Here is a 13245-nt window from a genome sequence, read left to right on the forward strand (position 1 = left end):
GGGAGCAGACGTGACGAACACCGGAGGACGGAAGCCGGACGAGGGCGAGCGCTACCGAGCCATCCTTGAAACGGCGGCGCGGCTCATCTGTGACCGGGGGTACGAGGGCACGTCGATGCAGGAGATCGCCGCCGCGTGCCGGATGACGAAGGCGGGCCTCTACCACCACATCCAGAACAAGGAGCAGCTGCTCTTCGCCATCATGAACTACGGGATGGACCTGTTCGAGGAGCAGGTCCTCTCGCGGGTGCAGGACATCGCGAATCCGGTGGAGCGGCTGCGCGCGTGCATGCGCCACAACATCCTGCTGGTGACGCGGGGGTGGAGCAAGGAGGTCATCATCATCCTCCACGAGCACGCCACGCTCACCGGCGAGACGCGCGCCTTCATCGACGCCCGGAAGAAGAAGTACGTGGACTTCCTGGAGGAGGCCTTTTCGCAGGCCTCGCAGCAGGGCCTCATCCGCCCCGTGGACCCGACGGTGGGCGCCTTCTCGTTCCTGGGAATGGTGCTGTGGATCTACAAGTGGTTCAAGCCGGACGGGCGCCTCACGGATGAGCAGATCGCCGACGGCATGGTGGGCATGTTGTTCCCGCCCTTCGCCGCCGCTGGGGACACCGCGGGACAGGCAGGGCCCGCCCCGTTGCGCATGGTGCCAAGCGCGTCGGCCACCGGCACGGATTCGGAGGGCGCATGAAGACGGCGCGCTGGTGCTCGCTGGAGGAGGCGGTGGCCTCCATTCCGGATGGCGCGTCGCTGGCCACCGGCGGCTTCATGCTGGGGCGCGCCCCCATGGCGCTGGTGATGGAGCTCATCGCGCAGGGCAAGCGCGACCTGGGCCTCATCTCCCTCCCCAACCCGCTGCCCGCGGAGTTCCTCGTGGCGGGCGGCTGTCTGGGAAGGTTGGAGATTGCCTTCGGCGCGCTGAGCCTCCAGGGCCGCGTGCGCCCCATGCCCTGCCTCAAGCGAGCCATGGAGCAAGGCACCCTCGCCTGGCGCGAACATGATGGCTACCGCGTCGTCCAGCGGCTGCGCGCCGCGTCCATGGGCCTGCCCTTCATCCCCGCGCCGGACGCGGACGTGTCCGGGCTGGCGCGGACGGAGCCGCCTCCCACGGTGGAGGACCCCTTCACCGGCCTGCGCGTGGCGGTGGAGCCTGCTTTCTATCCGGACGTGGCGCTGCTCCACGCGCGCGCCGCGGACGAGCGCGGCAACCTCTACATGGAAGACCCGACCACGGACCTGCTGGTGGCGGGCGCGGCGAAGCGGGTGATTGCCACGGTGGAGGAGCGGGTGGCGAAGCTGCCTCGCGCCACCCTGCCCGGCTTCCAGGTGGATCGCATCGTCCTGGCGCCCGGCGGCGCCCTGCCCACCGGCTGCGCCGGGCTCTACCCGCACGACGACGGGATGCTGGCCCGCTACCTGTCTCTGGCGGAGACGGGCCGTGAAGCGGATTTCCTGGAAACGGTGCTGACGCGGAGGGCGGCATGAGCGCGACGCTGGACATCACCCCAGCGGAGACCGTGGTCTCCCTGCTGGCGCGGCAGATTGATGACGGCGGCGTGGTGGCCACGGGCGTGGCGTCACCGCTGGCCATCCTGGCCATCGCCGTGGCGCGCGCGACGCACGCGCCGGACCTGACGTACCTGGCCTGCGTGGGCTCGTTGGACCCGGAGATTCCCACGCTGCTGCCCTCCTCCGAGGACCTGGGCTACCTGGATGGCCGGTCCGCGGAAATCACCATTCCGGACCTGTTCGACCACGCGCGGCGCGGCCGGGTGGACACCGTCTTCTTCGGCGCGGCCGAGGTGGATGCCGAGGGCCGCACCAACATGACGGCCAGCGGCAGCCTGGACAAGCCGCGGACGAAGTTCCCCGGCGTGGCGGGCGCCGCGACGCTGCGGCAGTGGGTGCGCCGGCCGGTGCTCCTGGTGCCGCGCCAGTCGCGCCGCAACCTGGTGCCGGAGGTGCAGGTCGCCACCACGAGAGATCCGCGCCGGCCGGTGACGCTCATCTCCGACCTGGGCGTGTTCGAGCTGGGCGCGTCCGGCGCTCGGCTGCTCGCGCGACACCCATGGGCCTCGGAAGAGCACATCGCGGAGCGCACGGGCTTCGCCTTCCAGGTCTCCGAAGCGCTGTCCGTCACTTCGCTGCCGGATGCCCGCACGGTGGCGGCCATTCGCGCCATCGACCCGCACGGCTACCGCGACGCGCTCGTCGGCGCCTGAGCCGGGCCCTTCCCCTTCCACGAATTCAGATGCACGGAGGCTCCCAGATGAAAGCCGTCGTACTGCGCAGCTTTGGTGAAGCGGGCAACCTGAAGATGGAGACCGTGCCCATGCCCCGTCCCGGGCGTGGCGAGGTCCTCCTGCGCGTGCATGCCTGTGGCGTCTGCTACCACGACGTCATCAACCGCCGAGGCAACCTGCCCCGCACCAGCGTGCCCGCGATTCTTGGCCACGAGGCCGCGGGTGAAGTCATTGAAGTCGGCCCGGACACGCCGGGATGGAAGACGGGCGACCGCGCCGCGACGCTCCAGCGCATGTCGTGTGGCGACTGTGCCCTGTGCCGCAGCGGCCGAAACAGCCTCTGCAAGACGGACAACCGCTTCTTCGGCGAGGAGCTGGCCGGCGGCTACGCCCAGTTCATGGTGGCCCCCATCGGCGGCCTGGGCCGGGTGCCCGCGTCGCTGCCCTGGAACGAGGCGGCCACGGTGTGCTGCACCACCGGCACGGCCGTCCACACGGTGCGCACGCGCGGCAAGGTGCGCGCGGGCGAGACGGTGCTCATCACCGGCGCCAGTGGCGGCGTGGGCCTGTCCTCCGTGCAGCTCGCGCGGCTGGACGGCGCGCGCGTCATCGCGGTGACGTCCAGCGAGGCGAAGGTGCAGGCGCTGAAGGAGGCGGGCGCGGACGAGGTCATCGTGTCGCGCGGGCTGGACTTCGCGTCGGACGTCCGCAAGCGCACCCAGGGCGCGGGCGTGGACGTGGCCGTCGAAATCGTCGGCAGCGCCACGTTCGACCAGACGCTGAAGTCCATGGCGCCCGGAGGCCGCGTGGTGGTGGTGGGCAACCTGGAGTCGGGGATGGTGCAGCTCAACCCGGGGCTCGTCATCGTCAAGGAGCTGGAGATCCTGGGGGCCTACGCCACCACGCAGGCGGAGCTGGATGAAGCCCTGCGCCTGACGGCCACCGGCGGCGTGCGGCAGTTCGTGACGGACGCGGTGCCCCTGGCCGAGGCCGCGAAGGCCCACTTCCGGCTGGAGAACCGCGAGGTGGCGGGCCGGCTGGTGCTGGTGCCCCCCGAGGCGTGAGCGAAGCGGCGGCTGGAATCCAGAGCACGACAAGGAATCGAGGAGTCCGATGAAGAAGCGCGTGGGAATCGAAGCGTTGGCGGTCGCGGTGCCGTCCCGGTACGTGGACATCGAAGACCTGGCCCGGGCACGGGGCGTGGACCCGGCCAAGTACACGGCGGGCCTGGGCGCCAGGGAGATGGCCGTCACCGACCCCGGCGAAGACACCGTGGCCCTGGCGGCCACCGCGGCGGCCCGCCTCATCCGTCAGCAGGACGTGGACCCGTCCCGCATCGGCATGCTGGTGGTGGGCACGGAGACGGGCATCGACCACTCGAAGCCCGTCGCCTCGCACGTGCAGGGCCTGCTGAAGCTGCCGCGCACCATGCGGACCTATGACACGCAGCACGCGTGTTACGGCGGCACCGCCGGGTTGATGGCGGCGGTGGAGTGGATTGCGTCCGGCGCGGGCGCGGGCAAGGTGGCCGTGGTGGTGTGTTCGGACATCGCGCGCTACGGCCTGCACACCGCGGGCGAGCCCACCCAGGGCGGCGGCGCGGTGGCGCTGCTGGTCTCCGAGCAACCCGACCTGCTCGCCATGGACGTGGGCCTCAACGGCGTGTGCACCATGGACGTGTATGACTTCTGGCGGCCCGTGGGCCGGCGAGAGGCGCTGGTGGACGGGCACTACTCCATCACCTGCTACCTGGAGGCCCTGTCCGGCGCCTACCGGGGCTGGCGCGAGAAGGCCCTGGCGGCGGGCCTGGTCCGCTGGTCGGACACACTGCCCGGCGAACAGCTGGCGCGCATCGCCTACCACGTGCCCTTCTGCAAGATGGCCCGGAAGGCGCACACCCAGCTGCGCCTGTGCGACCTGGAGGACGCGGCGGACGCGGCGGCTTCGACGCCGGAGTCGCGGGAGGCGCGGGCGAAGTCGGCCGCCAGCTATGACGCCCAGGTGGCGACTTCATTGGGACTCAACGCGCGCATCGGCAACGTGTACACCGCGTCCCTCTACCTGGCGCTGGCGGGCCTGCTGCACCGCGAGGCCGGCGTGCTGGCGGGACAGCGCCTGGGCCTGCTCTCCTACGGCAGCGGCTGCGCGGCCGAATTCTACTCCGGCACGGTGGGCGAGAAGGCGGCCGAGCGGATGGCGAAGGCGGACCTGGAGGCGGTGCTCGCCCGGCGCGAGCGCGTCTCCATCGAGGAATACGAGCGCCTGATGAAGCTGCCGGCGGATGCACCCGAGGCCGTGGCCCCGTCGCCCGGTGCCTTCCGGCTGACGGAGATTCGCGACCACCGCCGTCAGTACGCCGAAGGGAACTGACGCAGGGCGCCGGGCGCCCATCCCAGACGCGAGGCGAGGCACCGGCAGGCTCCCCGGTGCCTCCCCTTCTGCCGCCGTCTCCCTACCGTGAATCCCTGAACCCCTGCCTCGACGAACGAGGCACGGCTGAAAGGAGACGGAATCATGGCGGACCTACCTGCCCGCAGAGGCGGAGGCATGCTGGGAGCCCCACGCGGCTGGGACCCCTTCGAGCGCATGCAGGAGCTCCTGGGATTCGACCTCGGTCGGATGCTCGGCCCCCAGGGCACACGGGAAGGCGGCTTCGTGCCCGACTTCGAGGTGAAGGAGACCCAGGATGCCTTCATCTTCAAGGCCGATGTCCCCGGCGTGGAAGAGAAGGACCTGGAAATCACCCTCGCGGAGAACCGGCTCACCATCAGCGGCAAGCGAGAAGAAGAGCGCCGCGACGAAAGTGACCGCTACTACGCCTACGAGCGCAACTATGGCTCGTTCAGCCGAACCTTCACGCTCCCCCGAGGCGTGAATGCCGACGACGTCCAGGCGGACTTCAAGAGTGGCGTCCTCAACGTGCGCATCCCCAAGAAGTCCGAGGAACAGCCCAAGCGCATCAAGGTCGGCGGTGGCGAACGCAGTGACAAGGCGAAGGCCTGAGGCACCGGGAGGGGCGCACGGGAGAAGCCGACCGTGTTATGGGACTTGGCACGACAACCGGCTTTTCCCGAAAGAAGGCTCCCTAAATGATGCGCCGCGCCCTTCCCCTTTCCTCCCTGGCCACCCTCCTCCTGCTGGCGTCCGCGTGCGCGACCCCGGGCACGACGCCAGCGGAGGCGGACATCCTCCAGCTCGTGAATGATCAGACGGAGGCCTGGAACCGCCAGGACGCGGTGGCCTGGTCCAAGGACTTCGCCCCGGACGCAGCCTTCATCAACATCGTGGGCACCGTCTTCGAAGGCCGCGATGAAATCCAGGAGCGCCACGCGGGCATCTTCGCCACCATCTTCAAGGGCAGCCAGAGCCAGGTCACCGTGCGCAAGGTCCAGTTCATCCAGGATGACCTGGCCATTGTCGACACCATACACGAGGTGACGGGCCATCCCAGCCTGCCCCCCGGCGTCCAGGACACCGAGCCCGGCCTGCTGCGCACGCAGATGCGGTACGTGATGAAGCACGTGAACGGGCAGTGGCAGATCCTGGCCGGCCAGAACACGGACGTGAAGCCCAGGCCCCAGGCGGCCGCCCCCCAGATGCCCTGATGCTCAGTGGGTGGTGGAATCCTCGCGCTGGGCGGCGCGCGCCTGACGGAACAGCGGCGCCAGCGCGGCGAAGCCAGCCACCACCGTGGAGCCGTTGTTGATGACGGCGGCGGCGACAGGCGGCAGCCATCCCAGCGCCGCGAGCACCATGGCCACGGCATTGGGCACCAGCACCAGCCCGAGCCCCAGGTGCACGCGGGCCAGGGTGTCGCGGCCCGCGTCGAACGCCAGCAACAGGTCATCGAGGCTGCCTCGCAGCAGCACCACGTCCGCCGTCTCCAGCGCCACGTCCGTCGCCCCCCTCAAGGAGATGCCGACGTCAGCGAGCGCGAGCGCCGGGGCGTCATTGATGCCATCCCCCACCATGGCCACGATGCGTCCCTGGCGCCGGAGCGCGCGCACTTGCGTGGCCTTGTCCTCGGGAAGCAGCTCCGCGATGGCCTCGTCCACGCCCAACCGGCTCGCCACCTCCGCCACCCGCGACGGCGAGTCCCCGGACAGCAGCACGATGCGCCGGCGCCCGTTCTCCTTCAAGGCCTGCACCACGCCCGCGCTCTCCGGCCGCAGGGTCTCCACGTAGCTGATGCACCCGGCCAGCGCGCCATCCACGGTGACCCACAGGGTGGCCACATCGCGCGGCACGGACCAGGCCAGCGCCGAGCCCGCGTCCGTCAGGTCCACACCTTGCTGCTGCATCCAGCGCGCGCTGCCCACGCAGACGCGGCGCCCGTTCACCTGAGCGCAGACGCCCCGCCCCAGGACGAACTCCTCCAGTCCCGCCTCGGGCTGCGGCACCTCCACGCCTTGCGTCTGGGCATGCCGGCGCACCGCCTCCGCCACGGGATGAGACTGACGCAGCTCGGCGGCGGCGCTCAGCGACAGCACCTCGCGCGCGTCCCAGCCCCGCGTGGGAATGACGTCCACCACTTCCGGGACACCCAACGTCAGCGTGCCCGTCTTGTCGAAGACGATGGTGTCCGCCTGCGCCAGCCGCTCCAGGTACTGCGCCCCCTTGATGAGGATGCCCTGGCGCGCCGCGAGCGTCATCGCCACCAGCGCGCTCGCCGGCACGACGATGCGGACACCCGTCCCGAAATCCGTGATGAGGATGCTGATGGGCCGTGACGCCTCGCGCGTCCACAGCCCTGTCGCCGCGGCGAGCCCGAAGGTCGGCAGCACGACGCCGTTCGCCACCGAGTCCACCTTCGCCTGCAGCGTCATGGGCTTGGCGCCTGCGCCTTCGAGGATGTGGAGAATCTTCGCCGCCGTGGTCTCCACGCCCGCGCGCACCACCCGCACCCGCAGGCTGCCCTCGCCCACCACGGACGCGGCCAGCACGCGGTCTCCCGCCTCGCGGACCCGGGGCTCTGATTCACCCGTGAGCGCCTTCTCATCCACCCACGCAGTGCCGGCCACCACCGTCCCGTCGGCGGGTACGCTCTCCCCCGAGTGCACGACGATGAGGTCGCCCTCCTTGAGCCGGTCCGCCCGGACCTGCTCCACCTCCCCGTCCACCCGCAGCCGCCAGGCGTACAGCACCTCCAGCCGCATCAACCGGGAGATGGCGGACCGGGCGCGGTCCGCGCTGCGCTCAATCAACAAGTCGCCAATGCCCAGCAGGGAGGTGATGAGCGCCGCGGTCCGCACCTGCCCCGTGGCCAGGGACACCCCCACCGCCACCAGGTCCAGCAGGTCCACGGTGATGCGCCGCTCCGCGACGGACTGGAAGGCGCGCTGTGCCAGCGGCAGGCCCGTCAACGCGACCCCCGTGGCCAGCACGGGCATGGGCGCCGCATTCACGACGCAGGCGGCGAGCACCGCCGAATTGAAGACCGTGGCGGCCCATTCCCGCCGGGGCGGCTCGGGCGCGGCGGGCCATGTGGATGGGTCGCTCGTGCGCAGCGCCGCCATCAACTGGCTCGCGTTGAGCATCTCCGGGTCGAAGCTCACCACCAGCGAATGGATGGCCGGCGAGGCGCTCGCCTTGTGCACCCCCGCCAGCGTCGCGGCCCAGGCCGCCAGCTTGAGGATGTCGTCGTCCTCGAGCCCTCGGACGTGCAGGCGCACGCGCCCGGGCACTGCGTGAAGCAGCTCCACCTGGAATGGCTTGGGCGGAAGCTGGTGCAACGTGAAGGCGAAGTCCCGCACCCGCAGCGCGAACGCGCCAGGGAAGCGCGAGGACTCCTGGTAGTGAACCTTGACCAGGCCCGTGCTGCGCTGACACGTGGCCACCTGGACTTCGGGGCGGGACTCCAGCCAGCCGAGCAACTGGCGCAGCGTCTTGGAATCCTCCGCCGCGCCTCGGATGAGGAGCCGGCCCGGAGCCACGTCCGTGACGTGGACGGACACGGGCCGCTGATGCCCATCCAGGACATCGTGCGCGCGCCCCTTGAAGCCGCGCGCCATGCCACTCAGGAACTCCACCTCCGCCCGCATGAACGCCCCCCGAGCTGAACGCAGTGCAACCGCGGCCTCACGCGTGGGGCCGGGGCCGGAAGGCCACCGTCCCGCTGACGCGCGCGGCGTCTTCCAGCTCCTGCTCCCGCACACCGTCACGGAACACGCTGTAGGCCCAGTACAGCGCGTTGTCCCAGCGAGGCAGCCAGCCCTTCTGCGACGGGTTCGCCACCAGCGAGTAGATGCCCGTGGCCGTCAGCACCACGGGAATCAACTCGTAGAGGCCCGCCCCCGTCAGCTCACGCGCCAGTCCGTCCAGCCACCGGGCGCCGCTCACCACGTGCTCGGCCGGGGCCTTCCGCGACTTCGCCATGAACTTGGCATCGACGATGCCGTCCAGGCCCGCTGTGTCGATGATGGCCGCCAGGAGCGATTCCACATCAGCCTCGTCCGGGCTGTATTCGACGAGCAAGCTGCCCGTGAGTGGAGAATGGACGGTGCCGAACACGCCTTGCGTCTCCCCCAGCTCACCGCGCACGCGGTCCGCGAGGTCCGAGTCATCTCGGAAGCAGCTCGCGCGCACACGAAGCCGGCCCGGGGAGTGGTGCACGAGCAACAACCACTCCCCTTCGATGGCGCCCGAGTCCGGGTCGAGCCTCATGCGTGCCCCTCTCGGCTGTCCGCGACGGGCCGGGCGCCACTGTCCGCCGCACGCCGGCTGTGGGCCTGATGGAGGCTCGCCCGCGAGCGCGCCTCCGCCACCAGGTCGGAGAGGTACTCACGCTCGGTGGCGATGACCCGCCGCATCCACGCCACCAAATCAAACGCCGCCGTCGCCACGGAGACGACCGCGCCGCGTGAGTTGTCGACGGTGCTCCGGGCCATCCAGCCGCTGGCCACGCCCGCCAGGAATGCCACCGCTGTCTTCATAGCCCCCCCGGAGCGGCATGGGCGTCAGCGCCCAGCCCGGCGACGGGAGACGACGGCATCCGCCCTTCGCGCGGCTCGAACGCGTCGCCCTGCGGCGCACGAACGACGCCGTGGGTCCGGAACTGCTTCAGCAGGGCCTGCACCCGCTCCCGGCGCAACGGACGGTTGAGCGCGGCGGCGGCCTGCCGCAGCAGCAACCACTCCGCGTTCGACATGGACAGGTCCACCGCGGCAATCACCTCGAGCGCGTGCAGGAAGGCATCCCGCGCGGGCTCGGGTACCTCGTGGAGACGCTCGACCCACTGCGCCTCGTCTTCGCCCAGGCGCTCCAGCAGCCGCTTGCGCGCCGCGGAAGGGCTGTTGCGCAGCAGGTGCGCCAGCATGACCGTCGCCTCGGACCGCAGCACCCCATCCGTTCCGAACAGGCACCAGGCGCCTTCGATGAGCAGCTCCACGCACCGCGCGTCCACGGCGCGCACGGCGGAGAACGCATCGTCCAGGGCGCAGCGGTAGCGCGCATACGCCACCGAGGCCTCGCCCAGCCGGCGAGTGTGCCGCCAGCTGGTGACGGAGGAGGTCAGGACGCTGGCGAAGGGAAGGAGGTTTCGCAGCACGCCCTCTCCCATCAAGCGGTTGCCCAGCTTCCGCTCCGCAGCCTCCGTGTCCTCGGTCAGCATCCGGCCCACGAGCCCGGCACCGCCGTGGTCCGAGTCCTCCCACGTCTCCGAGCCCGACGTGAGGGCGTTCAGGTGGAGCAGGTCCCACGGGTCATCCGGGTCGATGCGCACGCCGAACGCGGACGCCACGTCGCACATCATCCGGGCCTGGATGAGCGAGCGCAGCATCGTGTCCAATCCCATGGCGGCTCCGGCCACGGGGACGGCCACGAGTGCCCCCACGAAGCCAGTGTCCAGGGTGAACATGGCCGCGCTGGTGGAGATACCCGCGGCGCTTGCCCCCACCAGCGCAGCCTCCTTGCTGGCACGCCGGATGAGGGCATCCGTCTCGGACGCACGGACGGCGGACGCGGTACCGGCGCGCCGCGCCTCGTAGTGGCGCACGTAGGCGGTCACCAGCCGGGCGTGCCACGCGCCCGAACGGATGTCCTCGAAGCGCAACTCACGCCCGAGCTTCTCGGCGAAGTCTCGCAACGGGTGCAGTGTGGCCGCCGACGTCGCGGCATCTTCCGGGTGGAATGGAGCGGTTCGTGTCATGGGCATGAGTGCGGAACAGCCGTGCGCGCCAGACCTGGAGGACGCGACACGGCTGGTGGGGGGTGCATCCGATGTGGGCTTCCAGGAATCGGCGCACTCAAGCTAGGGGGATTCGAGGACCGGGAGAACCGGTCCCGCGGGGCAACGCCTACGCCGCCGGGTTGACGGCTGCCTCAACGGACGGTGATGGCGGCCCGGGCAGTGCGCAGGAGCTCGGTGAGCTCGACACGCGCCTGCGCCTTCGCCGCCGGGTCTTTCTCGTCCTGACCTCGCTGCTCCACCAGGGCCGTCACCATGGCGCCCGCGGCGGCCTTGGCGCGGGCCCAGGGATTCGTCTCCGCGTCCGCTTCGTTCGTCGTCACCGCGGCCCAGACTTCACACAGGTGGCTGGCGGCGTCCGCGAACGCGGCGACGGCGGGCTTCTGTTCGAGGATGGACGCGTTGCGCAGATCCCCCAACGCCCCCGCGATGACATGCCCCTGGCGATAGGCCTCACCGCGGGCCTGGGCGAAGAGGTCCGCGGCGGCGGTGGCGCCCTCGACACGCGTCGCGGCCAGCCGCAGCCACTCCGCACAAATCTGGAAGGCTGTGGGCTCGGGGAACCGCGCCGTCAGCCAGCCCAGCAAGGGATAGAGGTACTCGGAGCGCTGCCAGGCCTCGTCCACGGAGCCACAGGCCAGGCCCGACTTCTGGAACATGCCGAGCAGGAACGCATCAGGAGATTCACTCATCGCTGCGCCCACTCTCTCCCCTCGGTGAGCGCGGAACAACCCCGCCCCCTCCGAACCACCGACACAAGATGAGGGACTTGACCGGAAGGTGCGACTGACGCGTCAAGCGCCTCCACTTGACGCGTCATGACACGAGCCGAGCCTGCTGTTGCGCGGACAAGGACGTGATTCGATTGGGAAGCAAACCGGCATGTGGATTGCTGACGGCCTCCGCACTTGAAACGGGAGGTTGCATTGCGATTCATGAGTGGAGTGGTCGTCGCGGTCGGTCTGCTGGGGTGCGGTGGTCCGGAGATGGAGCGAGACCCGGTCGATACGATCAGCCAGATGGACCAGGAGATTGTGGGAGGATTCGAGGCTCGGCCTCACTCCTTCCCCTGGATTGTCAGCTTGCAGCAGGGCACCAGCCACTTCTGTGGTGGCGCCCTCGTGCGGGTCAGCGCCAAGGAAGAGAGCGATATCGTTCTCACCGCGGCCCATTGTTTCTACCGCGGTAGGTCCGGCGTCACCGCGGCCGCAGGGGCTCATGACCTGCGCAGTCCCACCGCAGCACAAGCCACAGTCCGGGTGGTGAGGGCGGTCCTTCACCCGCAATTCAATCCGGACACGACGATGAACGACATCGCCGTTCTCAAGCTCGAACGCTCCATCAAGTTCGATCAGGCCGTTGCGGGTGCCTGCGGTCAGTCATCCACCGTGCGCCCCAATACGGCCCCGCAGTACGCATCTGGAGGCAAACGCTCACCTGTTTGCCTCCCTCCCAGCGGGGATCTTGTTCCAGACAACACAATGGCGACCGTCGCGGGCTGGGGCCGGACAGAGGAGGCAGAGAATACGTCCCCCATCTTGCTGCAGGTGGGGGTCCCCATCCTCAATCACGAATACGTGGCCAAGAGATACAGCTACGGCTCCCATGAAATCACCATCAACAGGCAGGCGATGTTCGGGGCCGGGTACGAGGTAGGAGGCAAGGACGCATGCCAGGGGGACAGCGGAGGACCTCTCATCGTACCGGGGCCCCACGGGTACGTGATCCAGGGAATCGTGAGCTTCGCCGAGGGCTGCGCGAGGGAGGGGAAACCCGGCATCTATACGCGGGTCTCCAACTACATCCCGTGGATCAACACGCAGATCAGGACCTACAGCAGCGTCAGGTAGGGGGCGCGTAAGGGGCTCCGACAGGCGCCGGTCCCCCGTGAGCTTGAATCCCGGACACGACATCGCCTCCGGTCGAATGCCCCGGAGGCGATGAGACGGCAGGTTCCACCGTGCGGCGGAACTAGATGATGGGCATGAAGACCTTGAACCCGGTGCGGCCGCTGTTGGTCGTGTTGCGCTCGATGAAGTCGCTGGCGGACGAGTGGCCGTCGCCGGTGGTGATGGCCGTGTGGCCGTAGATGCTGCCCAGTCGACTGGAGGTGCTCTCCCAGGTGAGGACGAGGCCCGGAATCTTCAGCGCCTGCTCGAGCGACATGTTGACCTGCTTGAACTTGTCGCGCGGCAGGTTGTTGTCAATCTGGTTGCCGTTGCCCCAGACCTTGAAGCCGAAGGCGTTCTGGATGGCCCGGCTCACACCCGTGGCGCACAGCCCCTGGCTGTTGTACCCGCCCATGCCCAGCGCGGCCTGGCGGCCCGCTTCGGCGAGCCTGCGCATCGCGGAGGTCGCCTGGCCCGGGGCCACACCGCCGCTCCCGCTGACCTCTCCGCCGCCCGACGCACCGCCGGAGCCCCGCGGACCGCTCTTGCCCGAGTCGAAGGAATCCTTGCCGCTGTGGCCCGTGGGGCGGCCGCCAGCGCTCCCGGGGAGGCGCAGCGTGGCCCCCGCGTAGATGAGGTCTGGATTGGCGATATTGTTGATGCGCGCCAACTCCTTCACCGACGTCTTGAAGCGAGCGGCGAGCTCAGAGAGGGTGTCCCCCTTGCAAATCAGGTAGGAGGAAGGTGCTCCCCTGCGGCTCGAATTGATGGACGTGGACATTCAGGTCTCCTGGATCCCATTGTCGTCTCGGCCCTCCCGGAGTTGCGTCCGGTTTCCCAAAATCTTGGAATCCGCAGGGAAACGAGGGACTGTAAATCGAGAAAACCCGAATAAAACCAGGAACCTGGAGGCGCTCGATTG

14 protein-coding genes are annotated in these 13245 nt (G+C 69.6%); 8 read left to right on the plus strand and 6 right to left on the minus strand.

The window, feature by feature from the left end:
- The first annotated feature begins 10 nt into the window (after positions 1 to 10).
- The 7 genes from BLU09_RS17580 (at position 11) to BLU09_RS17610 (ending at position 5854) form a co-directional block, all read left to right on the plus strand.
- Positions 11 to 697 carry a TetR/AcrR family transcriptional regulator gene (locus BLU09_RS17580; RefSeq protein ID WP_090490696.1) on the plus strand — a complete coding sequence of 229 codons (687 nt, stop codon included), beginning with the start codon at positions 11 to 13 and terminating at the stop codon, positions 695 to 697.
- Positions 694 to 1491, plus strand: a complete 798-nt coding sequence (locus BLU09_RS17585; RefSeq protein ID WP_090490697.1) for a CoA transferase subunit A — start codon at positions 694 to 696, stop codon at positions 1489 to 1491. Before BLU09_RS17580 ends, BLU09_RS17585 begins: the two co-directional genes overlap by 4 nt.
- Complete coding sequence (locus tag BLU09_RS17590; protein WP_011554268.1) at positions 1488 to 2228, plus strand: CoA-transferase subunit beta; 741 nt, start codon at positions 1488 to 1490, stop codon at positions 2226 to 2228. Before BLU09_RS17585 ends, BLU09_RS17590 begins: the two co-directional genes overlap by 4 nt.
- A gap of 47 nt (positions 2229 to 2275) precedes the next feature.
- The gene (locus tag BLU09_RS17595; RefSeq protein WP_090490698.1) at positions 2276 to 3313 is read left to right on the plus strand and encodes an alcohol dehydrogenase catalytic domain-containing protein; all 1038 of its coding nucleotides are present in this window, start codon (positions 2276 to 2278) and stop codon (positions 3311 to 3313) included.
- A gap of 49 nt (positions 3314 to 3362) precedes the next feature.
- Positions 3363 to 4619 carry a hydroxymethylglutaryl-CoA synthase family protein gene (locus BLU09_RS17600; protein ID WP_090490699.1) on the plus strand — a complete coding sequence of 419 codons (1257 nt, stop codon included), beginning with the start codon at positions 3363 to 3365 and terminating at the stop codon, positions 4617 to 4619.
- A gap of 144 nt (positions 4620 to 4763) precedes the next feature.
- Positions 4764 to 5252: an Hsp20/alpha crystallin family protein gene (locus tag BLU09_RS17605; RefSeq protein WP_090490700.1), complete on the plus strand. Its 489-nt coding sequence runs from the start codon at positions 4764 to 4766 to the stop codon at positions 5250 to 5252.
- Between the two features lie 86 nt (positions 5253 to 5338).
- Positions 5339 to 5854 carry an SgcJ/EcaC family oxidoreductase gene (locus BLU09_RS17610; RefSeq protein ID WP_090490701.1) on the plus strand — a complete coding sequence of 172 codons (516 nt, stop codon included), beginning with the start codon at positions 5339 to 5341 and terminating at the stop codon, positions 5852 to 5854.
- A gap of 3 nt (positions 5855 to 5857) precedes the next feature.
- On the opposite strand, the gene BLU09_RS17615 is transcribed toward BLU09_RS17610, so the two are convergent.
- From BLU09_RS17615 to BLU09_RS17635, 5 genes are all read right to left on the minus strand, one after another.
- Positions 5858 to 8290 (minus strand): heavy metal translocating P-type ATPase, encoded by a 2433-nt coding sequence (locus tag BLU09_RS17615; RefSeq protein WP_090490702.1) that lies wholly within the window; start codon positions 8288 to 8290, stop codon positions 5858 to 5860.
- 37 nt (positions 8291 to 8327) lie between these two features.
- Complete coding sequence (locus BLU09_RS17620; RefSeq protein ID WP_090490703.1) at positions 8328 to 8912, minus strand: HMA2 domain-containing protein; 585 nt, start codon at positions 8910 to 8912, stop codon at positions 8328 to 8330.
- A complete protein-coding gene (locus tag BLU09_RS17625; protein ID WP_090490704.1) occupies positions 8909 to 9181 on the minus strand; it encodes a hypothetical protein in 273 nt (90 codons plus the stop codon). Before BLU09_RS17625 ends, BLU09_RS17620 begins: the two co-directional genes overlap by 4 nt.
- Complete coding sequence (locus BLU09_RS17630; RefSeq protein WP_090490885.1) at positions 9178 to 10395, minus strand: hypothetical protein; 1218 nt, start codon at positions 10393 to 10395, stop codon at positions 9178 to 9180. The genes BLU09_RS17625 and BLU09_RS17630 overlap by 4 nt, the downstream gene beginning before the upstream one ends.
- Positions 10396 to 10568: 173 nt before the next feature.
- Complete coding sequence (locus BLU09_RS17635) at positions 10569 to 11126, minus strand: hypothetical protein (protein WP_090490705.1); 558 nt, start codon at positions 11124 to 11126, stop codon at positions 10569 to 10571.
- A gap of 243 nt (positions 11127 to 11369) precedes the next feature.
- Here BLU09_RS17635 and BLU09_RS17640 point away from each other — a divergent pair, with 243 nt between their 5' ends.
- The gene (locus BLU09_RS17640) at positions 11370 to 12284 is read left to right on the plus strand and encodes a serine protease (RefSeq protein ID WP_244171806.1); all 915 of its coding nucleotides are present in this window, start codon (positions 11370 to 11372) and stop codon (positions 12282 to 12284) included.
- A gap of 121 nt (positions 12285 to 12405) precedes the next feature.
- On the opposite strand, the gene BLU09_RS17645 is transcribed toward BLU09_RS17640, so the two are convergent.
- Positions 12406 to 13104 carry a LysM peptidoglycan-binding domain-containing protein gene (locus tag BLU09_RS17645; protein WP_090490707.1) on the minus strand — a complete coding sequence of 233 codons (699 nt, stop codon included), beginning with the start codon at positions 13102 to 13104 and terminating at the stop codon, positions 12406 to 12408.
- Between the last annotated feature and the right edge of the window lie 141 nt (positions 13105 to 13245).

It is taken from the genome of Myxococcus virescens (assembly GCF_900101905.1).
GTDB classification, from domain to species: domain Bacteria; phylum Myxococcota; class Myxococcia; order Myxococcales; family Myxococcaceae; genus Myxococcus; species Myxococcus virescens.

What these genes read in the sequence shown, in the direction of transcription:
- BLU09_RS17585 (WP_090490697.1), top strand. Translation starts at nt 694, where the DNA reads ATGAAGACGGCGCGCTGGTGCTCGCTGGAGGAGGCGGTGGCCTCCATT.
- BLU09_RS17590 (WP_011554268.1), top strand. Translation starts at nt 1,488, where the DNA reads ATGAGCGCGACGCTGGACATCACCCCAGCGGAGACCGTGGTCTCCCTG.
- BLU09_RS17595 (WP_090490698.1), top strand. Translation starts at nt 2,276, where the DNA reads ATGAAAGCCGTCGTACTGCGCAGCTTTGGTGAAGCGGGCAACCTGAAG.
- BLU09_RS17600 (WP_090490699.1), top strand. Translation starts at nt 3,363, where the DNA reads ATGAAGAAGCGCGTGGGAATCGAAGCGTTGGCGGTCGCGGTGCCGTCC.
- BLU09_RS17605 (WP_090490700.1), top strand. Translation starts at nt 4,764, where the DNA reads ATGGCGGACCTACCTGCCCGCAGAGGCGGAGGCATGCTGGGAGCCCCA.
- BLU09_RS17610 (WP_090490701.1), top strand. Translation starts at nt 5,339, where the DNA reads ATGATGCGCCGCGCCCTTCCCCTTTCCTCCCTGGCCACCCTCCTCCTG.
- BLU09_RS17615 (WP_090490702.1), bottom strand. Translation starts at nt 8,290, where the DNA reads ATGCGGGCGGAGGTGGAGTTCCTGAGTGGCATGGCGCGCGGCTTCAAG.
- BLU09_RS17620 (WP_090490703.1), bottom strand. Translation starts at nt 8,912, where the DNA reads ATGAGGCTCGACCCGGACTCGGGCGCCATCGAAGGGGAGTGGTTGTTG.
- BLU09_RS17625 (WP_090490704.1), bottom strand. Translation starts at nt 9,181, where the DNA reads ATGAAGACAGCGGTGGCATTCCTGGCGGGCGTGGCCAGCGGCTGGATG.
- BLU09_RS17630 (WP_090490885.1), bottom strand. Translation starts at nt 10,395, where the DNA reads ATGACACGAACCGCTCCATTCCACCCGGAAGATGCCGCGACGTCGGCG.
- BLU09_RS17635 (WP_090490705.1), bottom strand. Translation starts at nt 11,126, where the DNA reads ATGAGTGAATCTCCTGATGCGTTCCTGCTCGGCATGTTCCAGAAGTCG.
- BLU09_RS17640 (WP_244171806.1), top strand. Translation starts at nt 11,370, where the DNA reads ATGAGTGGAGTGGTCGTCGCGGTCGGTCTGCTGGGGTGCGGTGGTCCG.
- BLU09_RS17645 (WP_090490707.1), bottom strand. Translation starts at nt 13,104, where the DNA reads ATGTCCACGTCCATCAATTCGAGCCGCAGGGGAGCACCTTCCTCCTAC.